Here is a 20,478-nt window from a genome sequence, read left to right on the forward strand (position 1 = left end):
CCGGTGACGCGCTGAAGCCGGGGGAGGCAGCTGGAGTGGAAGATGCTGGCGCACAGCGCGATACGCCGGTGGTCTACGAGTCGCCGGAACCGCTGGCGGCCGATCTGCGGTCGGCCGACGACCGGGACAAGCCCAGTCGCACCGATACGCTGACCGCGCAGCTCTGCGATCTGATCGGCGGGCCGGTCGGCGACCACGCGGTGATCGGCCGGGTGCGTTTCTGGACTCCCATGCGGGTGCTGATGGCGTTCGCGGTGCTGTTCCTGGCGTTCAGCTGGTTCGGCAAGGCGGGCTGCATCCAGCAGCGGCCCGACGCCAACGGTGTCATGGGCCTGGATTGGAACAACGGCCGCCAGTACATCGCCATGTGCTACTCCGACACCGTGCCGCTGTACGGGGCCGAGCATCTCAACGAGGGCGCCTTCCCGTACAAGAAGCAGTGGGTGGAGTTCCCCGACGGCCGCCCGCAGGTCCGGTACATGGAGTATCCGGTGCTGTCGGGCCTGTACCAGTACGTGTCCATGGGAATCGCCAAGGCGTGGAAGCTGTCCCCGCTGCCGGGACACAAGGCGCTCGAGGTGGTCATCTACTTCGATGTGGTGGCCATCGGGCTGTCGCTGGCCTGGCTGGCGACCATCTGGGCGACGGCATTGACGGCCGGGCGGCGGGTCTGGGACGCCGCGCTGATGGCGCTGTCACCGCTGGTGCTGGTGCATGCGTTCACCAATTTCGACACGCTGGCAACGGCTTTCGCGGCGGGCGGGCTGCTGGCCTGGGCGCGGCGGCGGCCGGTGCTGGCGGGCATACTGCTGGGCCTGGGCGGGGCGGCGAAACTGTATCCGCTGCTGCTGCTGGGGCCGATCCTGATCCTGTGCGCCCGCGCCGAGCGACTCGGTGAGGACGAGGCTGCGTGGGGCGGCATCCGCCCGCTGCGCGCGGCGGGCGGGGCCATCGCGGCGGCGGCCATCACCTGGCTGGCGGTGAACGCGCCCATCGCGGCGCTGTACCCGAACGGCTGGTGGGAGTTCTTCCGGCTCAATACCGAACGGCATGCCGACCCGGATTCGGTCTACAACGTGATCACCTCGTTCACCGGCTGGACCGGCTTCGACGGGATACTGAGCGCGCAGCAGGCGCCCACGGTGCTGAACGCGGTGTCGCTGCTGCTGTTCCTGGCGGCCTGCGCGGGCATCGGCTGGATCGGTCTGACCGCGGCGCGCCGGCCGCGCCTGGCGCAGTTGGCATTCCTGGTGGTGGCGGCGTTCCTGCTGACCAACAAGGTGTGGAGCCCGCAATATTCGCTGTGGCTGGTGCCGCTGGCGGTGCTGGCGCTGCCGGAGCGGCGAATCCTGTTGGCGTGGATGACGATCGACGCCCTGGTCTGGGTGCCGCGCATGTTCTATTACCTGGGCCAGGACCACAAGGGCCTGCCCGAGCAGTGGTTCACCGGCACGGTGGTGCTGCGCGATCTGGCGGTGATCGCGTTGTGCGTCCTGGTGATCCGGCAGATCTACCGGCCCGATGAGGATCCGGTGCGCCGCGACGGCGCCGACGATCCGGGGGGCGGCATCGTCGACCGCGCCCCGGATCCTTCGCATGCCTGGTTGCCGCCGTTGCTGCGGCCCAGGCAACCGATGCCGGTGCCCTAGAGGAAGCGGGCCAGCTGCGGCACCGCCTCGCCGGGGTGCTTGGCCTGGAATCCCTCACCGAGGGCCTGGAGCTTCCAGTCCGCGCCCGGGGCCGGGCGGTACACCTTCGCCATCGCCATGGCGGTGAAGGACATGCCGCCCGCGAGGGTGTAGCGCGCGAGTTCGGCATTGGTGGCGGCGTCGACCAGGCGGCAGTAGGCGTTGGCGATCTGCTCGAACGTGTGGCCCTTGTAGGAGGTCACGATGAACAGCAGCGTGGTGACCTGGGCCGGGATGCGGGAGAGATCGACCATGATCTCCTCGTCGTCGCCGTCGCCCTCGCCGGTCAGGTTGTCGCCCTGGTGGCGGATGGCCCCGTCCTTGGAGTTGAGGCTGCCGTAATAGACGACATCGACGGGGCTGTGGTCGGCGAAGAGCACCACCGAGGCGTCCAGGTCCACGTCGACGGACTTGCTGCCGAAGATGCCGCCGCGCTTGACCGGATCCCAGCCCAGGCCCATCTTCACGTAACCCAGTGCGCTGCCGCCTTCTTTGCGCAGGTTGATGCGCTGGCCCTTGACCAGGCTGACGGCGTGGCCGACCGGCAGATCGCGGTCCTCCTGCGCCGGCCGCGAGTAACCGCCGGCCGGCGGGGGATAGTCGCCGACGGGCTGCTGGTAGGCGGGTGGCGGCGGATACGACTGTCCCGGAGGCGGATACCCCGCGCCCGTCGGCGGCGGGTAGCCGCCCGTGGGCTGGTACTGCTCGGTCTGTGCGGGCGGCGGGTAGCCGCCGGTCGGTGCGTATTGCGCGGGCGGCGGATAGCCCCCGGCCGGCGGGTACTGGTCGGTGGGCGGTGGATAACCCTGTCCCGGCGCGGGCGGCGGGTAGCCGCCGGTCGGCGGGTAGTTGCCGGTGGGCGCGGGGGCCGGGTATCCGCTCGGCGCGGGCGCGAATTGCTCGGGCGCGGGCGCGAATTGCTGTGGCGGGGACGTGAATTGCTGCGCCGCGGGCGCGACCTGCTCCGGGGCGGGCGGGGGCGGCGGGGCCGGGGACGGTGCGGGGGATTGCGGGGCCTCGTTCACCTGGACGCCGTGGTCGGTGACCAGCGCGGCGAATCCGCCCGCGTAGCCCTGTCCGACGGCGCGGGCCTTCCATCCGCCCTGGCGCCGGTACAACTCCAGTGCGATGACGATGGATTCGCTGCTGAGGCCCTCGATCCGGTACTCGTACAACGCGTTTCCGGCCGCATCGCTGACCTGCGCGACCGGCACGGACAGCTGCCCGAAGCTGGCGGTGGCGTCGTCGAGGGTGATGACGGCCCGAAGCTGTTCGATATCAGCGGGAATCGCGTCCAGCGACACGGCGAGGACGGCGGGCCGACCGGGTGGGCCCGGCCGCAGGGTCACACCGGGCCCGGAGGGTTGGTTGAAGAACACGAAATCGGCATCGGAGCGCACCGTGCCGGCGGTGGTGACCAGCAGTGCGGACAGGTCGGCCGGTGCGGCCACCTGCACGCTGATCACCAGATCATGGACGCTCAGAGGGCCGTTCTGGCCCTTCACCAAAACTGCGGACAAGATCGACCCTTCGTTGTCGGTGCTGTCGTTGCCACTCTACGAGAACATGGCGACACGGACCCGCGGCGTGGTTGCGGTGGTGTCCGGGGATGCCCGGACGGCGTGGCAGTATCGGCTGGGTGAGCGACGGTGCGGTCGATCCCGCGGAAGCGCACGAACAGTATCTGCGAGCCTTCCGGCACCCCGCCGTGTCCCGACACCAGCTGCGCGACCTGCTCGATGCCGTGAACGCCTTCCTGGACACCATCACCCCCAAACGTGGCGAGTACGTCCCCAGCGGCGGCTGGGCCCCCGAGTCCACCGCCATGGCCTTTCAGATCGGCCGCGCGGTCGAGCAGGTGCTGTCCGAGCGGGAGGACGCCGATCGGGAGCTGGTGCGCCGCCGCGATATTCGCGACCGCCTGGTGGCGGCCCTGGACGCGGTGCTGGATTGCCTGCGCACCCTGCCCGAACTGGCCGACGCCGAGGTGAAACTGGGCACCATCTGCGTGAACGAGGGCTTCCAGGTCTACGAGGACGGGTCGGTGCGCACCACTCCCATGCAGGAGGCGGGCGCCGATGCCGGGCTGCTGGAGCGCCGCCGCGCCGAATTGGACGAGCAGATGACGGCCGCGGTGGCCGCCCGGGCCGACCTGGTGGACGACACCACCGACCTGATCCGGGAGCGGCTCGGGGTGGCCGAGGTGGGGATTCCCTGGGTGATCCTGGCCGCCACCCAGGGCGGGCTGGACGTCTCCGAGCCGTTCGAATTCGCGGCCGAGCACCTGCCCGACTGCGAATTGCGGGATCTGATGGTGCAGCTGGTAACCGATATCGAGCTGGCCCGCACGCTGGAGGAGCCGGCCGAGCCACAGCATTAGCCGGAATCGCCACCAAAGCCGCACCGGCGGTGCGAGTCTGGCTCGCAGGGACCCGAACCGGCCTTCCGAGGGGAGAATTCGGTGAAGAAGCTCATCAATGGTCCGGCCGAGGTGGTGGCTGCCGCGCTGGGCGGACTGGCCGCGGCGCATCCCGAACTGCGGGTGGATGTGAAACAGCGCATCGTGGTGCGTGGAGACGCGCCGGTTCCGGGCAAGGTGGGCCTGGTCTCGGGCGGCGGTTCCGGTCACGAGCCGCTGCACGGCGGGTTCGTCGGGCTCGGCATGCTGGACGCGGCCTGTCCGGGGGAGATCTTCACCTCGCCGGTGCCCGATCAGATCCAGGCCGCCACCGCCGCGGTGGACGCCGGGGCGGGTGTGCTGCACATCGTGAAGAACTACACCGGCGATGTCATGAACTTCGAGATGGCCGCAGAGCTGGCGGCCGCCGAGACCGGTACCGAGGTGCGGTCGGTGGTGGTGAACGACGATGTGGCCGTGCAGGACAGCCTGTACACCGCCGGGCGGCGCGGGGTGGGTGCCACGGTGATCCTGGAGAAGATGGCGGGCGCGGCCGCCGAACAGGGCCGGCCGCTGGCGGAGGTGGCGCGCGTCGCGGAGGCGGTGAACGCGCGGTCGCGCAGCATGGGCATGGCGCTGACCTCGTGCACGGTCCCGGCGGTCGGGCATCCGACCTTCGAGCTGGGCGAGTACGAGATGGAGATCGGCGTCGGCATCCACGGCGAGCCCGGCCGGGTGCGGGTGCCGCTGGCCCCGGCACGGGATGTGGCGCAGATGCTGCTGGAGCCGATCCTCGCGGATCTGCCCTTCGCACAGGGTGATCGGGTGCTGTGTTTCCTCAATGGGATGGGCGGGACGCCGCTCATCGAGCTGTATGTGATGTTCGACGAGGTGTCGCAGATCCTGCGCGGGCACGGGATCCACGTCGAGCGCTCGTTGGTCGGCCCGTACATCACCTCGCTCGAAATGGCGGGCTGTTCGATCACGCTGACCAGGCTGGACGAGGAGCTGACGGCGCTGTGGGATGCGCCCGTGCGGACTCCGGCGCTGCGGTGGGGGATCTGATGGCGGCGGTGGACGCGGCCGCGTGGGTGCGCGATTTCGCGGCGCTGGTCAACGAGAACGCCACCGAGCTGACCGCGCTGGACGCGGCGATCGGCGATGCCGATCACGGCACGAATATGCAACGCGGCATGGCGGCCGCCGTTGCGGCGCTGGATGATTCGACTCCGGGCAGCCCCGGGGAGATCTGCAGGCAGACCGCCATGGTGTTGATCCGCACCATCGGCGGTGCCAGCGGTCCCCTGTACGGGACGTTCTTCCTTCGCTTCGCCGCGGCGATCGAAAGTGGTTCCGATATAGCCGATTTCGCGCGCGCGTTCCGGGCCGGGCTGGACGGTGTGATCGCGCGCGGCAAGGCCGAGCCCGGCGACAAGACCATGGTGGATGCGCTGGGACCAGCGGCCGACGTCCTCGAGAAGCAAGTGGCCGGCGGCGGGTCGGCACAGCAGGCTCTCGATGCCGCCGTGATCGCCGCGGAGGCCGGGCGGGACGCCACCACGCCGCTGGTCGCGCGCAAGGGGCGGGCCTCGTATCTGGGCGAACGCAGTGCGGGACACCAGGATCCGGGTGCTACCAGTGCGGCGCTGCTGGTCCGGGCCGCCGGACAGGCGCTGCGATGATCGGACTGGTGGTGGTCTCGCACAGCCGGGCGCTGGCCGAGGCGGCGGTGGCGCTGGCCGCCGGGCTGCTGCCCGATCAGGGCGTGGCCGTCCGGATCGCGGCGGGACTGTCCGATACCGAATTCGGTACCGACGCCGTCGCTGTCGCCGAGGCGATCACCGCTGCCGATTCCGGGGACGGCGTCCTGGTGCTGATGGATCTGGGCAGCGCGGTGCTGTCCGCCGAGACCGCGCTGGATCTGCTCGAATCCCCCGTCGCCGTGCGGCTTTCCGCCGGACCGCTGGTCGAGGGCCTGGTGGCGGCGCTGGCCGCGGCCGGTGGTGGCGGCGATCTGGACGCGGTCGCGCGGGAGGCCGGGAACGCCCTGGCCGCCAAACGCGCGCAGCTCGGCGACTCCGCCGGCACCGGCCTCGCCGGCGATCCACAGTCATCCACAGCTGTGCAGCCTGTGGATGATTCGGCGATCACCGAAATCATCGAGGTGACGAACGAACACGGCCTGCACGCCCGCCCGGCCGCCGAGCTGGTCTCGGCCCTGCGCGAGGTCGAGGCGGTGGTGGCCCTGCGCAATGCCACCACCGGCGCCGGTCCGGTCCCGGGCGACAGCCTGACCCGGGTGCTCACCCTCGGCGTGCATCCCGGCCAGCGGCTGGAAGTCAGCGCGACCGGGCCCGAAGCGGCGCGGGCGGTCGCCAAAGTCCGCGCCCTGACCGAGAATCGAGATCATGACCAGCCTCGCTGAGAAAGCCACGACGTTTTTGTCCCTGCACCAGCCCGGGAATCCGGTGATCCTGCCGACGGTCTGGGATTCCTGGTCCGCGAAGCTGGTGCAGGACGCCGGATTCGGGGCGCTCACCATCGGCAGCCACCCGCTCGCCGATTCCATGGGCAAGCCCGACCAGGAGGGCATGACCTTCGCCGACGTGCTGGGCCGGGTAAGGGAGATCACCGCCACCGTCGACATTCCGGTGTCGGTCGACCTGGAATCCGGCTACGCCGAGAAGCCCTCCCGGATCGTCGAGGGCCTGCTCGAGGCGGGCGCGATCGGTTTCAATCTCGAGGACTCCGTACACAGCGAGGGCGGGCGATTGCGTACCCCGCAGGAGCATGCCGACCTGGTCGCCGAGCTGCGCGCCGCCGCGGACGCCACCGGCGTGCACGTGGTGATCAACGCCCGCACCGACGTCTTCCTGCGCCCGGACACCGGCGCCCCGGAGGAGCGGCTGGAGAGCGCGCTCACCCGGCTGCGGCTGGCCGCCGAGGCGGGCGCGGACGTGCTGTACCCGGTGGGGCGGCACGAGCCGGACGTGCAGCGCACGCTGACCTCGGAACTGCCGTTACCGGTCAATGCCATCGGCCTGCCCGATCAGGGTTCGCCCGCCTACTTCGCCGAACTCGGCGTGGCGCGAGTCAGTTTCGGCCCGTTCCTGCAGCGCGCCCTCACCGAGGCGGCGAACACCCTGCTGGCCGGCTGGCGCTGATCAGGACCGGACCCGCAGGAAGTAGTCGAGGATCTCCTCCGCGGCACGGATGCCCGACGCCGCGGTGACGGCCACGCGCGGGTGGTTCCAGTTCCGCTGTTCCAGTTCGCCGTGGCGGGGCCGGATGGCGACGTCGGCGGTGCGCAGCATCTCGGCATCGAGCGCACCGTCGCCCGCGGCCAGCAGGCGCGACTCGGGATGCAGTTCGCCGGCGTCGAGCAGGCGGCGGCGTACCTCCTGCACCGCGCGGCTCTTACAGACCGGCGCGGGCATGGTGTAGATCTTGCGGCCCTGCTGGGAGACCGTCCAGCCGCGCGGGCGGCACCAGGCGTCCCAGTCGGCGAGGAAGCCGGCGGGCACCCGCTGCGGGTCCACCACCAGGTAGCAGAACAGGTCGTCGGCCTCGCGCAGGCGCAGGGCGAAGGATTCGTCCACGCGCGCACGCAGTTCGGTGCGCACCTCGATCAGGGTGGCGCATTCGGCGCGCACCCGGGCGTCCAGCGCGGAACGCCAGCGCCGGTCGGGGAGCCCGTTGCGCAGGATGGTGCCGCCATTGCTGGTGACCGCGTAGGGCAGGGGCCCGCCGGGCAGCCGGACCCGGTGGTACTGCTCGATGGTGCGGGTGGTGACCGGAACCACGGCCGCCGCCGACGCGAGCCGGCTCAGCCGCTGCGCCGCGACGACCGTCATGTACGACAGCGGCTGTCCCTCATGGTGTTCCACACACACCGTGTCCGGTTCGGTGTTCCCGAAGGCCGCCCGCGTGTAGATCACCGTGCGATCCAGATCCGTCGCCACCATCATCCCGTGCTGCCGCACCGGCTACCCCTTCACTTCCTTGATCAAGCCCATACAGGCATACGCCAAATCCGGCACCGTCTCGACCGGCACGCCGCGTGCAGCGGCGAGCAGGCGGATGTGGGCGTGTTCCGCCGCGTGCGGATCCCGCACCAGCACCCGCCACGGCACCCGGCGCAACAGCACCCGGGTCGTCTCTCCCACACCGGGTTTCACGAAATTCACGCTGGAGATCCCGTATGCCGCCCGTACCCGCTCCACCGACTCCCAGCCCGCCCAGGTCGGGGTCCGGTCGGCGGTTCGCAGGTCGCGTACTCGCGCGTCCACCAGCGGCCGCACCCGGTCGAAGCAGGCGCTGACGGTGTCGAGCAGATGGGCGGACACATCCTGGCCCGTGAGCTCGCGATAGAACTTGGCCCCGTGGAACTGTCCCGGCCCGATCAGGCCGGCATTGAGCACAGTGCGCGAAACCAGTCCCGACACAGTGGAATTCAGGCAGGCCGAGGCGATCAGGAAGTCGTCGCGGGTGCCGTAGGTCCGCACACAGCTGCCCGGATCCGCGAGCACCGCGAGGTCGGGGTCGAACCGCGCCCCGCCCGCCGCGTGATGGGCATCCAGTGCGGCGGTCAGTTCCCGGGTGATCGCGCCTTTGCCGGTCCACCCGTCCACGAACACGACCTGCGCCGGATCATGATGCCGGGCAAGATAATCCAGCGCGGTCGCGTCGATCCCCCGATCCCGGACGATCGACACCGCGTAGTGCGGAACCTCGATCCCCCGGCTTCCCAGCCAGCGCCGCATGAGTACCCCCACCGGCGTCCCGGCCCGAGCCAGCGACACCAGCACCACGTCGCGACCCCGCTCGCTGATCACCAACTCCGACACGGCCGCCACCGCCAGCGCCAGCCGCTCGGCGCTCTCCGCCAGCACCCGCTCGAACAACTCCCGATACGCCGCGTCCGGCTGATACTCCACCGGCAGCGACTCCGCGTAATGCGCCACCCCCGCCTGAATCCGCCGTTCCCGCTCCGCCACATCGGCTTCCAGCGCCACCCCGGACAGATCGGTCAACAGCCACGCCACCTCGTCCCGCGCATACGACCCGAACTCCGGCCCGTACAACGGTTCCGGCAGCTCCTGCGCGCGGCCCGAGCGGGCGGCGGCGAGGGTGCGGGGGTCCGCGTCGGGGAGCACGGCCAGCAGCACATCCGCGCCCGATGCGGTCAGGACATCGACGAGTCCACCGGCAGTCGTGAGCTTTTCGGTGTCCGCGGGGCGGTCGATGATGACGAGCAGGATCGGGTCGGCGGCGGGCTCGGTGCCCGGCCAGCGCGCGTTGTAGAGGAAGCGCGGGCCTTCCTCACCGAGTTCTGGTGCAGTGAAGCGGAATCCGCGGCGCAGCGGGTAGCCCGCCTCGTCCAGGACGTAGGCGGGGGAGCGCGTCGTGGTCTGGTACCGGGTGGGGATTCCACTGTCTGCCAGGGCCGCGGCGATACGCAGCGGCAGGTACATGAGTTCCTCGTGGGCGATGACGATCACGGGGCGCCGAGGGTCCGTCGCATCGGTCACCGTCGCGAGGGCACCGGTCAGCTCGGCCACCGCGTGGGTGAGCGCCGCATCGAAGGGCGCAGCATCCGAGTCGAGAAAACCGTGGCGGCCGCCCTCGGGAACCTGTTGCGGCCAAGGCAGTTCGACGCGGAGGCAGGCGCCGGTGCGATCCGCGATCGGGTTGAGTACCGGTTCGGGCAGCGCGGTGACGGCGTCGATCAGGCCCGCCGGCAGGCGGGTGCTGCCGCTGGCCAGGCAGACGGTGTCGATGCGGGCCCCGAGTTCGGCGGCCGCGGTGTTGAAGGCGCGGCGGTCGGCCTCGGTGCGCATGTCCACCAGCGAGGCCAGGATGTAGTGGCTGCGGGGAGTGTGCGCATGCAGGGCCCGGATGGCGTCCAGAGCGGTTGCGCCGGTGGAGATCTCGTCGTCGACGAGCACCATGGGCAGGTCGTTGTGGAAGATCGCGGCCGGCATCGGCTGCAGCAGGTGGGAGGTGGCGTGCGAGTGGCCCTCCTCGAAACCGGCGAGGGTCTCGGCGGTGGGCACGTCGCGGCGAGTGGAGTGCAGGTAGCACCGCGCGCCGAGGCGGGCCGCCACGGTGTGGCCGAGTCCGGTCGCGGTTTCGGCGAAGCCCAGCACCACCGCGGCAGTGACCGGCTGCGGCGCAGCATCTCCCGCGAGCAGCTCGCGCACCAGGTCGCCGAGCCGGTTGCCCGCGTCGAGCACGCGATGCGGGTCGGTGGGGAGATGTTTCCCCAGCACGGTCGAGACCAGCAGGTGCGCGCGGCGGGGATTGCGGCGCAGGCCGGGTTCGACGAGCGTGTCAATGCGCCAATCGGGTTCCAGCAGTGCCGAATCGGTGTGGCGGAGGGTGAGCCCGAGGTGCCGGGTGGCCCAGGGTAGGGCGGGATCGGCGGTCACGATTCGACCAGGGCCTTGAGCAGGTCCACGAAGGAGACTCCTTGATTGGCGACGCCGAAGACCTTGGCGCGCAGCATGATCTGGTGCGCCCAGCTGCGGTGCGGGCGCATTTCGTTCATCTTGTTCCGGTACTCGGAGGCGGCGACACCGCCCGCGGCGGTGCTCAGGATGTCGACGGCATCGGCGTATTCCTCGTGCGTGACGATCGAGAGGGCGTGCACGACGGCCACATGCGAGGGGTGGATGACGGTCTTGCCCTGGATCCCGTTGGCGCGGTCCAGGGTGATCTCCCGCAGCAGCCCGTCCAAATCGCGGCTGACCAGCGACTGCCGGAAGGGGACGGCGTCCACCTCGGCGAACGGTGAGGTGCGCAACAGCGGCCGGAACATGCGGGCGTGGTCGGCGAAGTACTCCCAGACCGGTCCGGTGATGGTGAAGCCGGTGCCGTCGGCGCGACCCAGGTAGTTGACGATGTCGGCGATCACGTCGGCGACCACGCGCACGTCGTAGATGGTGAGGTCGCGGTCGCGGCGAATCCCGAAGGTGGAGCACATGTCCGTGGCCCCGATCCGCACGGCGAGAATCCGTTCGCGGTGCTCGGCGAGCAGCGCGCCGATGCGGCGGAGTTCACGGTCGCGGCTCTCGCGATGCACCAGGACGGGGGATTCCAGCACCGGCATCCCGAAGACGGTGCGGCCCAGGCGCTGTGCGGCCAGGCCCAGTGCGTGCAGGTAGTCGGCCGCGCAGGAGCTGTCGAATTTGGGCAGCACGAAGCCGGTGAGCGCCGCCGCCCCGGGCCCGAGCCGCTCGGCGATCTCGCCGATGCTGTGCGGGTCGCGGACCCGCACGAACAGCAGCGGGTAGGCCTCGCCGCTGCCGGCCAGTTCGTCGACGGTCCGGGCGGCCTGCCATTTCGCGGCTTCGACGGCGTGGTCGGCGACCGCGTCCTCGAGGTCGATGACCATCGAGCACACGCCGCGTTCGGCGCGGCGCAGGATGGTGGCGGTCAGATCGGGCCGGGTGGCGGGCACGTACAGGGTCGCGCCCAGCGCCATGGCCAGCAGGTGGCGGTCGACGGAGCCGCCGAAGGGTTCGGGCAGCCGGTGGAACAGCCGCCGCAGCTCCGGGCCCGGCACCTGCCGGAAATGCCGCAGTGGGAAGCGTTTCCGCAGGGAGACCGGGGCGACATCCGGATCGCTGGTGATCATCGCGGTCATCGTCGCGGTCGTCCTCCTGCTGACTTTCGGTCTATCTGTCGGTATTTCGCATGCGCTCGACCACTCCGGCGACGAACGCGGAGATGGCGTCGAGTTCGGACACGTACGCCCAGTAGTCGGGGTGGCGTCCGGTCAGGCCCGCGCTCGCGCGATCCAGGCGTTCGGCCTGGGCGTCGAGCACCGAACCCCATTGCGGGACCACGCCTTTGTTGACCGCGAGCATCTGCGCGTCGCGCAGCTTGAAGCGGACGGCCTTGGCGCGCTCGGCCGGCTGGTCGCGGACCGCGCGCAGCAGGGCGAGCCGATCGGTCACGGTCTCGGCGCGCTCCTCGGCGGTGGCGAGGTGGGCGCGGGCGGTGGTGGTCAGGTCGAGCGCGTCCTCCGGGTCGTGGTTGGCCAGGGCGGCCCGGGCGCGGGCCAGATCCGCGTCGGCGGCCGCGACGGCCTCCCGGGCTTGTCGCTCATTGTTGGCCAAATCGTTCGACGACGCAGCCGCGAATTCCCGCAGCAGCGCCGACATGGCCGGAGCGATGCGGTCCAGGCGGTTGCGAGCGGCGTCGAGCCGGGTGGCGGCGGAGGCGAGGGCGGTGGTGGCCGAATGCTGTTTGCCGGGTGCGGCTTCCAGGGCGGTGGACAGGTCGCGGTTCAGCGTCTCGAGCCGGGTGGCGGCGTCGCGGGTGGCGCCGCCGGCGCCGGTGGCCACCGCGGCCTCGAGTGTGAGCAGTCCCTCATCCACGGCGGCCGCGCATTGCCGGATCGAGGGGTAGGCGGCGTGGGGCGAGGCGTCGGCGGCCTGCCGCAGCTGTGCCGCCTGCGCCCGCACCTGCGAGACCAGTTGCGGCACCGAGCCGTACACCGCGACCGCATGCTCGAGGTGGGGCTGATTGCCCCGGTAGAACTCGTCGACCCCGCGCGCGGCGTCGGCGAGTCTCCGGATGACGGTGTCGATCTCGGGCTGGGCGACCGGGCCGCCGTCCTCGCGTTCGGCCTGCTCCAGGCGGTCGTTGAGGGCGAGGTAGGCGCCCGAGGCGTCATAGCAGCGGGCGCGCACCGGTTCCCAGCGCGCGGCCATGCCGCGCTCGGGGAACAGCGCGGCGGATGCCGTGACGGCGGCCTCGGCAATGGTCTGCCGCTGGTCCATATCCAGGAATGCGGTCGTCAGTACCTGCCGGGCCTGCTGCACCCATTCGTTGTTCCGGGGTGCCCGGAACCATCCGCGTCGACGGCCTGCCACGCCCCCGATGGTAGGAGAAGCGGCTCGTCGGGGCGACAACGGCAAAGGGTTGTGAAAATCTGTCATATGACAGTTGCTTCCGCACGCCAGGGTTGACCCTTCCCTACCAAAGACTTGGGAAAACCATTACTGTCGAGGCGGCGGAACCGACACGCAGGACACGCCGTTAGCCAAGAAACACTTCAAACGCGCTACAACGGAAGGATTCCCGCAATGGGTGTCAGTTTGTCCAAGGGCGGCAACGTTTCACTGACCAAGCAGGCTCCGAACCTGACCCAGGTCGCCGTCGGCCTCGGCTGGGACGTCCGGACCACCACCGGCACCGACTTCGACCTGGACGCCAGCGCCATCGCGACCGGCGCGGAGAAGAAGGCGCTGTCGGACAAGCACTTCATCTTCTTCAACAACCTGCAGTCCCCGGAGGGCACCATCGTGCACACCGGCGACAACCTGACCGGTGAGGGCGAGGGCGACGACGAGGTCATCAATGTCGACCTGGCGAACACCCCGCCGGCCATCGAGTCCATCTTCTTCCCGGTGTCGATCTACGATGCCGACTCGCGCGGCCAGAGCTTCGGCCAGGTTCGCAATGCCTACATCCGGGTCGTGGACCGCGCCAACGGCGCCGAACTGGCCCGCTACGACCTCTCCGAGGACGCGTCCACCGAGACCGCCATGGTGTTCGGCGAGCTCTACCGCAACAATGGTGAGTGGAAGTTCCGTGCGATCGGCCAGGGCTATGCGTCCGGCCTCGCGGGCATCGCTCGCGACTTCGGCGTCAATGTCTGAATCGAACAACTAGCGACACGAAGAGGGCTCGGTCGCACGAGCCCTCTTCGTGTGTCCGCCCGCCCCGTCCACGACCCGGCACAACGAAAGGCCCGCTGCGGTGCGAATATTCGGCCTCTCCATCATCGTCACCGTACTGTCGCTGCTCGCGGCCCTCGTGTACGGCGGTCCCACGGCCCTGCTGCTGTGCGCCATCCTCGGCGTCCTCGAGGTCTCGCTGTCCTTCGACAACGCGGTGATCAATGCCAGCATCCTGCAGCGGATGAGCGAGTTCTGGCAACGGATCTTCCTCACCGTCGGCGTCGTCATCGCGGTTTTCGGTATGCGCCTGGTGTTTCCGCTGGCCATCGTGTGGATCACCGCGGGGCTCAGCCCGGCTCGCGCCTTCGACCTGGCCATGAACCCACCCGCCGACGGGGCCCTCACCTTCGCCGACGGCAGCCCCTCCTACGAGAAGCTGCTCACCGACGCGCACCCGCAGATCGCGGCCTTCGGCGGCGCGTTCCTGCTGCTGCTGTTCTTCAACTTCATCCTCGAGGAGCGCGAGGTCACCTGGCTGGGCTGGATCGAACGCCCGCTGGCCAAGCTCGGCAAACTCGACATGCTGGCGGTGGTGCTCACCCTGGGCGGCATCGTCATCGCGGCGGAATTCATCGCGGCCGACGACGACCGGTCCACCGTGCTGCTGGCCGGCATCCTCGGCGTGATGACCTACATCCTGGTCGACGGGCTCGGCTCCCTGTTCCATGCCGAGGAGCACGCCGAAGAACAGGCCGCGGCGGGGCCCTCGGCCATCATCAAGGCGACCGGCAAGGCGGCGTTCTTCCTGTTCCTGTATCTGGAAGTGCTCGACGCCTCGTTCTCCTTCGACGGCGTGATCGGCGCGTTCGCCATCACCTCCGACCCGATCCTGATCGCCCTGGGCCTGGGCCTGATCGGCGCCATGTTCGTCCGGTCCATCACCGTCTACCTGGTGCGCAAGGGCACGCTCTCGGAGTACGTGTACCTCGAGCACGGCGCGTTCTGGGCCATCGGCGCACTGGCGGTCATCCTGCTCATCACCATCGGCGTTCACGTCAACGAGGTGATCAGCGGCCTGGTCGGCGTGGCCTTCATCGGAGCGGCGTTCATTACCAGCGTGATCCGCAACCGGCGCGAGCAGGCCGAGTCCGACGAGGACGAGGACGACGAACCCGCAGGCCTGGAGCCCACCCCCGTCGGCTGATCCACCGAGACTGGAAAGCCCGCCACACCAGCGCGTGTGGCGGGCTTTCCTGTAGTGGTCACACCCGCGCGGGCTGCGGTATCGAGAGGTGGCGGCGGGCAGTCTCGGGCTCGGCCGGGGTGGGGCTCGGCATGGCGCGACGGGAGGCCAGGACCATGCCGACCAGTCCTACACCCAGGCCCGCAACTGTCAACGGGCGCAACGGCTGATCGATGACGAGCCAGGCCATCACCGCGGTCACCGCCGGGATGGCGAAGAAGAAGCGGCTGACGCGAGTGGTGTCCCAGCGCTGCAGCATGGTGTTCAGCAGCAGGAACGCACCCATGGAATTCACCAGCACCATCCAGACCATGGAACCGGCGAAGCGGGCCGGGTCCGCGATGTGGAAGTCGCCGCCCGCCACGGCCATCGCGCCCGCGAAGGGCGCGCTGACCGCCACGTGCAGGGCGGTGCCGGCGCGCGGATCGATCGCGGGGGTGAAGCGCTTCTGGTACACGGTGCCGAGGCTGAGGCCGAGCAGGCCGACCACGCACAGCAGCAGGCCCACCAGCGAGAAGCTGGACTGATCGACCACCGCCAGGCTCACGCCCAGACCGCCGACCCCGAAGCCCAGCCACTGCCGGGTGCTCACGGATTCGCCCAGGCCACCGGCGAATACGGCGATCACCACCGGGCTCAGGCCCTGCACCAGGGAGATGACGGCGGCGGTGACGTGCTCGTGCATGGCGGTGTAGAAGGCGCCGAACTGCACCATCTGCATGAGCAGGCCCGCCACCAGCGTGTGCGCGAGGACCCTGCCGCGCGGCCAGACCGCCCGCGCCAGTAGGGCATACGCGATGAGCAGCAGGCCGGCGATGCCGAAGCGGGCGAACAGCACCAGCATGGGCGGCGCCGCGCCCACGCCGATGATGCCGGCGATGAAGGCGCTGCTCCACATGAGGATGAGGGCCGGCGGGCCCGCCACTTCGAAAAGCCGGTTGTCCATGATTCCTCCACGCCGCTAACCAGTTCAGGTGGTTATACGGTGGCACCTTCTTGAATAACCTGTCAAGGGGGTTACCATGAGGGCATGTCCACCTTCGCCGATCCGCACCTGTTCGTCAGCGGCAATCTCGCGCTGAACTTCATCGGTACGGCTCAGGAACGACGCACCACCTTCATCGACCGGCTCAGCACCGACGACGAACTCGCCGAATGGGTAACGGCGGCAGGCATCCTCGACACCGCGCCGGACTGCACCGGCGCCCTCACGCGGGCCGTGAAGCTACGCGAGGCCGCCTGGCGGCTGATGCTGGCCACCCTCGACGGCGAACCCGCCGCCGACGCCGACCGGCGACTGGTCAACCGGCACGCTCACGACACCCCGCCCGAGCTGACCCTGCGCGCCGACGGCAGCGTGCACCGCAGCGGGACACTCGATTCCGCGCTCGCGGCCGTCGCGCGCTCCGCCATCGAACTGCTCGGCAGCCCCGATCGGGACCGCATCAAGGAATGCGGGCGAGACGCCTGCACCCGCCTCTACATCGACACCTCACGCGGCGGTTCGCGCCGCTGGTGCGATATGGCGGTCTGCGGAAACCGGGCCAAGAGCAAGGCGTTCCGCGCCCGGAACACCGAGCCGGCCGGCTGACCGTGCCCGCGCCGTCACGAACAGGAAGAAGAACACCACCAGCAGCGCGGCCCGGCCCCACACGCCGATCTGCACGATGTTCTGCTCGAATCCGGCATCACGGCCCGCACCCAGGGCATAGAAGTAGCGGAAGACACCGATCCCGATACACGCGTCCGCCATCAGGTAGGTGACGGTCAAGCTCCACGGCACCTCCAGCAGCACCAGGAACGGGATCAGCCACAGTGTGTATTGCGGCGAATGCACCTTGTGGAACAACAGGAATCCACACAGCATGGCGCCGCTGACACCGATCCACGGATACACCCCCGCCAGCTGATACCGCCGCCAGCCCAGCCAGCAGGCCAGCCCGAAGGACCCCAGCACCAGCAGCGGCGAGGCCGCCGACACCACGGCCTGGAACGTCGACTCGCCCTCGCTGGTCTGGGCGAACAACGGGCGTAAACCCCAGTACCAGATGGAATTCGTGGTGATGTCGGCCTGCCGCAGCTGCTGGAAGGTGATCGACGCCCGCCAGCCGTCATAACCCGCCAGCGCGAACGGCAGATTGATCGCGACCACCGTGCCGACAGCGGTGCCGGCCACCATGAGCGCGCCGCGCACATCGAATCGCCGCTCCCGCAGCGGGTTCTCACCGAGCAGCACGTAGATCAGCAAGGGCAGCACGAAGATTCCGGGATACAGCTTGAAACAGAAGCCGATCGCCAGGAATACGGCCGCGGCTATCGCCCGGTCCCGCAGGGAATATCGCGTCAGCACGGTCATCACGTAGAACGCGGCCACCGCGGTGGCCACCACCGGCAGTTCCCAATTGTGAAAGGCATAGAGCACCAGGGGCGGACCGGCCGCCCACAGCAGCGCCGCCGGACCGGCCATCCGGGCCAGCAGATACGCGGTGAGCAACGCGAACGGGGCCAGCAGCAACGCCGAGTGCAGCAGGAAGTCCGCATCGGTGTGCGCGCCGATGCCGCCGATCCACATGAACAGACCGCTCAGCACCGGATACTCGACCGCGCCGCCGGTCAACTGGCCATCGGGTGTGATGCCGCCCGTTATATACGGAAAGACGTGTTCACTGATTCCGCGGCCCAGCCACAGGTACTGAATATCGGAATAGCAGACATTCGAGTCCTTGATGACATCGAAAACGGCGCTGCGACCCGACTCCTCGAACGGCCCGCCGGCACAGCGCGCCTTGTTCACGTACGCGATCAACAGGGTGACCCCGCACACCAGCGTCGACGTGACCGCGATCATCGACCGGCCCACCTCACGGCGGTGAGCGACCGCTGCGCTGGCGACGGGTCGGTTCGGCATGCGCACCACCATAGGTCTCCCTTCGGCGTGTCCGCGTGTTCAAGCTCGGGACTGGCCCGATTTCGCAGGCCATGCCTATCTATCGCCCGGCCGCCGCCGGCGTGAACACGCGAGCGAGAGCCTCGACACCCCGGCGCGGGGCGCCGCGTTCCCTCATGTAGCCTTGTCGGGTTGCTGACGCAACGAACCCTCCTGCCCACGGACAGTCCGTGGGCCGTTCACAGTCCACAGGAGGTGATGAGGTCCGTGCGTCATTATGAAGTGATGGTTATTCTCGATCCGCAAATGGACGAGCGCACCGTCGGCCCGAACCTGAACAACATGTTGGGTGTTGTCGGTGCCGAGGGCGGCAAGGTCGACAACGTCGACATCTGGGGCCGCCGTCGTCTCGCCTACGAGATCGCCAAGCAGGCCGAGGGCATCTACGCGGTCGTCACCCTGACCGCCAAGTCCGAGACCGTCAGCGAACTCGATCGCCAGCTGGGCCTGAACGAGTCGGTGCTGCGCACCAAGGTGCTGCGCCTCGACAAGAAGTAGTCCAGTCCTCCCGCAACGTCGCTCGTAACCGTCGGTGCCTATCTCTAGGCTGACTGGCAAACCGTGCACCGAGCCCATGATCGGGCGTGCACGGGCGAGCGCATTGCGGACTGCACCGGAAAGCAGGAGGAACCATGGCCCAAGGCGACACGGTCATCACCGTCATCGGCAATCTGACGGCTGACCCCGAGCTTCGATTCACGCCCGCGGGAGCGGCCGTCGCGAATTTCACCGTCGCGTCGACTCCCCGCGTGTTCGACCGTAATACCAATGAATGGAAAGACGGCGAAGCGCTTTTCCTGCGCTGCAACATCTGGCGTGAAGCTGCGGAGAATGTGGCCGAGAGTCTGACCCGTGGCTCGCGAGTGATCGTGAGCGGACGACTCAAGCAGCGCTCCTACGAAACCCGCGAGGGTGAGAAGCGCACGGTCGTCGAGCTCGAGGTCGACGAGGTGGGTCCCTCCCTGCGGTACGCGACCGCGAAGGTCAACAAGACCACCCGTGGCGGTGGTGGCGGCGGCTTCGGCGGTGGCGGACAGGGCGGCGGCCAGCAAGGCGGCGGCTTCTCCGGTGGTGGCAGTGGTGGGGGTCGTGGCGGCCAGAGCGCCGGCGACGACCCATGGGGCAGTGCCCCCGCGGCCGGCTCCTTCGGGGGCGGCGCGATGGACGACGAACCGCCGTTCTAGACAACGGCTTTCCCCGGAATCCGCCCCGACGGCTGGGTTCCCGAAATTACGGAGTTGAAAGACCATGGCCAAAGCACCGGCACGCGAAAAGGTGCTGAAGAAGAAGGCTTGCACCTTCTGCAAGGAAGACAAGGCTGGCAAGAAGAACAACACGGCCGGCGCCAAGATCGACTACAAGGACACCGCGCTGCTGCGCAAGTACGTGTCCGATCGTGGCAAGATCCGCGCTCGCCGGGTGACCGGCAACTGCGTCCAGCACCAGCGCGATATCGCTGTCGCCGTGAAGAACTCGCGTGAGGTCGCTCTGCTGCCTTACGTGTCCACCGCCCGCTGAGAAGGAAGGCACAGCAATGAAGCTCATCCTCACCGCTGATGTCGACAACCTCGGTGCGCCCGGCGACACCGTGGAGGTCAAGGACGGTTACGGCCGTAACTTCCTGCTGCCGCGCGGCCTGGCGATTGTCGCCACCCGTGGCGCGCAGAAGCAGGTCGAGGGCATTCGCCGGGCGCAGGATGCCCGCCGCGTGCGCGACCTGGACCACGCCAACGAGCTGAAGCAGGCCATCGAGGGCCTGACCGGCGTGTCGCTCGCGGTCAAGACCGCCGGCACCGGCAAGCTCTTCGGTTCGGTCACCGCCGCCGATGTCGCCGCGGCCATCAAGGCCGCCGGTGGCCCGGTCGTCGACAAGCGCAGCATCGAGCTGCCGAAGGCCCACATCAAGAGCACCGGTAAGCACGGTGTCGTGGTGCACCTGCACCCGGATGTGATCGCCAAGGTCGACCTGCAGGTCACTGCCGCCGAGTAATTCGGTTCGTCGGAGGCCGCCTCAGCTGTGGGGCGGCCTCCGATTTTCTTTGTTCGGTTCTTCTGTTTGCCAGGTATTCGCTAATTGCGTGTCGGGTGTACCGGGGCGAGGTGTCGGCATGCAGAATTCACGATGTTCGCCCGGGTTGTGGATTGCTCAGCAAACCAACCATTCTCATTGTGTGACAGATCACAATCGTGAGACCGTTCGTTCACCCAACACGCCCGGACGTTACCGTTCAGCGACACGCCGCACCCAATTAATCCACAATTACACACAATGCGAATTCGGCCACTACCAGCGTATTGATTGACCACATCGACTGTTGTCCCCAAGTTTTCCACAGGGGGTGCACAACAGTTGGTGAACAATACCCACGTTGTCCACAGGTGTGTACACAGCCCGGTTTGGCGGGTCACCGTCCGGTCGCCTAGGTTCGCATTCGATGTCGTGACCACTGCCCGGGACGACACGACTCCGTGTATCCAGCGCCCACCACCACGGGTTTGCCACCGCGCCT

20 protein-coding genes are annotated in these 20,478 nt (G+C 69.0%); 13 read left to right on the forward strand and 7 right to left on the reverse strand.

Annotation, left to right across the window (positions count from 1 at the left end; translation table 11 throughout):
- Nucleotides 1–35: 35 nt before the first annotated feature.
- Nucleotides 36–1,649 (forward strand): glycosyltransferase family 87 protein, encoded by a 1,614-nt coding sequence (locus ACFXHE_RS17850; RefSeq protein ID WP_379384747.1) that lies wholly within the window; start codon nt 36–38, stop codon nt 1,647–1,649.
- Here the strand turns inward: ACFXHE_RS17850 and ACFXHE_RS17855 are convergent.
- Entirely contained in the window at nt 1,646–3,208 is a 1,563-nt protein-coding gene (locus ACFXHE_RS17855) for a TerD family protein (protein WP_379384307.1), read from the reverse strand. The two genes, ACFXHE_RS17850 and ACFXHE_RS17855, sit on opposite strands and share 4 nt — an antisense overlap.
- 119 nt (nt 3,209–3,327) lie before the next feature.
- On the opposite strand from ACFXHE_RS17855, the gene ACFXHE_RS17860 reads away from it, so the two are divergent.
- The 5 genes from ACFXHE_RS17860 to ACFXHE_RS17880 all read left to right on the forward strand — a co-directional run bounded on the left by ACFXHE_RS17860 (nt 3,328) and on the right by ACFXHE_RS17880 (nt 7,250).
- The gene (locus ACFXHE_RS17860; protein ID WP_379384309.1) at nt 3,328–4,068 is read left to right on the forward strand and encodes a hypothetical protein; all 741 of its coding nucleotides are present in this window, start codon (nt 3,328–3,330) and stop codon (nt 4,066–4,068) included.
- An 81-nt stretch (nt 4,069–4,149) separates the two neighbouring features.
- A complete protein-coding gene (gene dhaK, locus ACFXHE_RS17865; RefSeq protein WP_379384311.1) occupies nt 4,150–5,151 on the forward strand; it encodes a dihydroxyacetone kinase subunit DhaK in 1,002 nt (333 codons plus the stop codon).
- Nucleotides 5,151–5,768, forward strand: a complete 618-nt coding sequence (gene dhaL, locus ACFXHE_RS17870; RefSeq protein ID WP_379384749.1) for a dihydroxyacetone kinase subunit DhaL — start codon at nt 5,151–5,153, stop codon at nt 5,766–5,768. Before dhaK ends, dhaL begins: the two co-directional genes overlap by 1 nt.
- Entirely contained in the window at nt 5,765–6,511 is a 747-nt protein-coding gene (gene dhaM / locus ACFXHE_RS17875) for a dihydroxyacetone kinase phosphoryl donor subunit DhaM (RefSeq protein WP_379384313.1), read from the forward strand. Before dhaL ends, dhaM begins: the two co-directional genes overlap by 4 nt.
- The gene (locus ACFXHE_RS17880) at nt 6,492–7,250 is read left to right on the forward strand and encodes an isocitrate lyase/phosphoenolpyruvate mutase family protein (protein ID WP_379384750.1); all 759 of its coding nucleotides are present in this window, start codon (nt 6,492–6,494) and stop codon (nt 7,248–7,250) included. Before dhaM ends, ACFXHE_RS17880 begins: the two co-directional genes overlap by 20 nt.
- Here ACFXHE_RS17880 and ACFXHE_RS17885 read toward each other — a convergent pair whose 3' ends face one another.
- Genes ACFXHE_RS17885 through ACFXHE_RS17900 form a run of 4 tightly spaced genes read right to left on the reverse strand, consistent with a single transcriptional unit; the run spans nt 7,251 to nt 12,968 of the window.
- Nucleotides 7,251–8,054 carry an HAD family hydrolase gene (locus ACFXHE_RS17885; protein ID WP_379384752.1) on the reverse strand — a complete coding sequence of 268 codons (804 nt, stop codon included), beginning with the start codon at nt 8,052–8,054 and terminating at the stop codon, nt 7,251–7,253.
- A gap of 18 nt (nt 8,055–8,072) precedes the next feature.
- Entirely contained in the window at nt 8,073–10,517 is a 2,445-nt protein-coding gene (locus ACFXHE_RS17890; RefSeq protein WP_379384315.1) for a phosphoribosyltransferase, read from the reverse strand.
- Nucleotides 10,514–11,725, reverse strand: a complete 1,212-nt coding sequence (locus ACFXHE_RS17895; protein WP_379384754.1) for an HpcH/HpaI aldolase/citrate lyase family protein — start codon at nt 11,723–11,725, stop codon at nt 10,514–10,516. The genes ACFXHE_RS17890 and ACFXHE_RS17895 overlap by 4 nt, the downstream gene beginning before the upstream one ends.
- Before the next feature lie 40 nt (nt 11,726–11,765).
- Nucleotides 11,766–12,968, reverse strand: coding sequence for a hypothetical protein (locus tag ACFXHE_RS17900; protein WP_379384317.1), 1,203 nt, complete (start codon nt 12,966–12,968; stop codon nt 11,766–11,768).
- Nucleotides 12,969–13,181: 213 nt separating this feature from the next.
- Here ACFXHE_RS17900 and ACFXHE_RS17905 point away from each other — a divergent pair, with 213 nt between their 5' ends.
- Nucleotides 13,182–13,757, forward strand: a complete 576-nt coding sequence (locus tag ACFXHE_RS17905) for a TerD family protein (RefSeq protein ID WP_354841014.1) — start codon at nt 13,182–13,184, stop codon at nt 13,755–13,757.
- A 100-nt stretch (nt 13,758–13,857) separates the two neighbouring features.
- Nucleotides 13,858–14,982, forward strand: coding sequence for a DUF475 domain-containing protein (locus tag ACFXHE_RS17910; protein ID WP_379384319.1), 1,125 nt, complete (start codon nt 13,858–13,860; stop codon nt 14,980–14,982).
- Between the two features lie 58 nt (nt 14,983–15,040).
- On the opposite strand, the gene ACFXHE_RS17915 is transcribed toward ACFXHE_RS17910, so the two are convergent.
- On the reverse strand, nt 15,041–15,967 hold the full coding sequence (locus tag ACFXHE_RS17915) for a DMT family transporter (protein WP_379384320.1): 927 nt from the start codon (nt 15,965–15,967) through the stop codon (nt 15,041–15,043).
- Between the two features lie 84 nt (nt 15,968–16,051).
- Between ACFXHE_RS17915 and ACFXHE_RS17920 the strand changes: the two genes are divergently transcribed.
- The gene (locus tag ACFXHE_RS17920) at nt 16,052–16,612 is read left to right on the forward strand and encodes a CGNR zinc finger domain-containing protein (RefSeq protein ID WP_379384322.1); all 561 of its coding nucleotides are present in this window, start codon (nt 16,052–16,054) and stop codon (nt 16,610–16,612) included.
- On the opposite strand, the gene ACFXHE_RS17925 is transcribed toward ACFXHE_RS17920, so the two are convergent.
- Nucleotides 16,514–17,929 carry a glycosyltransferase family 87 protein gene (locus ACFXHE_RS17925; RefSeq protein WP_379384323.1) on the reverse strand — a complete coding sequence of 472 codons (1,416 nt, stop codon included), beginning with the start codon at nt 17,927–17,929 and terminating at the stop codon, nt 16,514–16,516. The two genes, ACFXHE_RS17920 and ACFXHE_RS17925, sit on opposite strands and share 99 nt — an antisense overlap.
- Nucleotides 17,930–18,175: 246 nt before the next feature.
- Between ACFXHE_RS17925 and rpsF the strand changes: the two genes are divergently transcribed.
- From rpsF to rplI, 4 genes are all read left to right on the forward strand, one after another.
- A complete protein-coding gene (rpsF, locus tag ACFXHE_RS17930) occupies nt 18,176–18,466 on the forward strand; it encodes a 30S ribosomal protein S6 (protein ID WP_083869414.1) in 291 nt (96 codons plus the stop codon).
- A gap of 134 nt (nt 18,467–18,600) precedes the next feature.
- Entirely contained in the window at nt 18,601–19,152 is a 552-nt protein-coding gene (locus ACFXHE_RS17935) for a single-stranded DNA-binding protein (protein ID WP_356996014.1), read from the forward strand.
- 64 nt (nt 19,153–19,216) lie between these two features.
- A complete protein-coding gene (rpsR, locus tag ACFXHE_RS17940) occupies nt 19,217–19,486 on the forward strand; it encodes a 30S ribosomal protein S18 (RefSeq protein ID WP_040814320.1) in 270 nt (89 codons plus the stop codon).
- Nucleotides 19,487–19,502: 16 nt separating this feature from the next.
- Entirely contained in the window at nt 19,503–19,958 is a 456-nt protein-coding gene (gene rplI / locus ACFXHE_RS17945) for a 50S ribosomal protein L9 (protein ID WP_354841000.1), read from the forward strand.
- The last annotated feature ends 520 nt before the right edge of the window (nt 19,959–20,478 follow it).

Source organism: Nocardia sp. NPDC059229 (assembly GCF_042754165.1).
Taxonomy (GTDB): Bacteria; Actinomycetota; Actinomycetes; order Mycobacteriales; family Mycobacteriaceae; genus Nocardia.

Excerpts from the sequence above, each read along its gene's own strand:
- ACFXHE_RS17925 (WP_379384323.1), bottom strand. The coding sequence starts at position 17,929 with ATGCCGAACCGACCCGTCGCCAGCGCAGCGGTCGCTCACCGCCGTGAG.
- dhaM (WP_379384313.1), top strand. The coding sequence starts at position 5,765 with ATGATCGGACTGGTGGTGGTCTCGCACAGCCGGGCGCTGGCCGAGGCG.
- ACFXHE_RS17915 (WP_379384320.1), bottom strand. The coding sequence starts at position 15,967 with ATGGACAACCGGCTTTTCGAAGTGGCGGGCCCGCCGGCCCTCATCCTC.
- ACFXHE_RS17920 (WP_379384322.1), top strand. The coding sequence starts at position 16,052 with ATGTCCACCTTCGCCGATCCGCACCTGTTCGTCAGCGGCAATCTCGCG.
- ACFXHE_RS17895 (WP_379384754.1), bottom strand. The coding sequence starts at position 11,725 with ATGATCACCAGCGATCCGGATGTCGCCCCGGTCTCCCTGCGGAAACGC.
- rplI (WP_354841000.1), top strand. The coding sequence starts at position 19,503 with ATGAAGCTCATCCTCACCGCTGATGTCGACAACCTCGGTGCGCCCGGC.
- ACFXHE_RS17885 (WP_379384752.1), bottom strand. The coding sequence starts at position 8,054 with ATGATGGTGGCGACGGATCTGGATCGCACGGTGATCTACACGCGGGCG.
- ACFXHE_RS17905 (WP_354841014.1), top strand. The coding sequence starts at position 13,182 with ATGGGTGTCAGTTTGTCCAAGGGCGGCAACGTTTCACTGACCAAGCAG.
- dhaL (WP_379384749.1), top strand. The coding sequence starts at position 5,151 with ATGGCGGCGGTGGACGCGGCCGCGTGGGTGCGCGATTTCGCGGCGCTG.
- ACFXHE_RS17935 (WP_356996014.1), top strand. The coding sequence starts at position 18,601 with ATGGCCCAAGGCGACACGGTCATCACCGTCATCGGCAATCTGACGGCT.
- rpsR (WP_040814320.1), top strand. The coding sequence starts at position 19,217 with ATGGCCAAAGCACCGGCACGCGAAAAGGTGCTGAAGAAGAAGGCTTGC.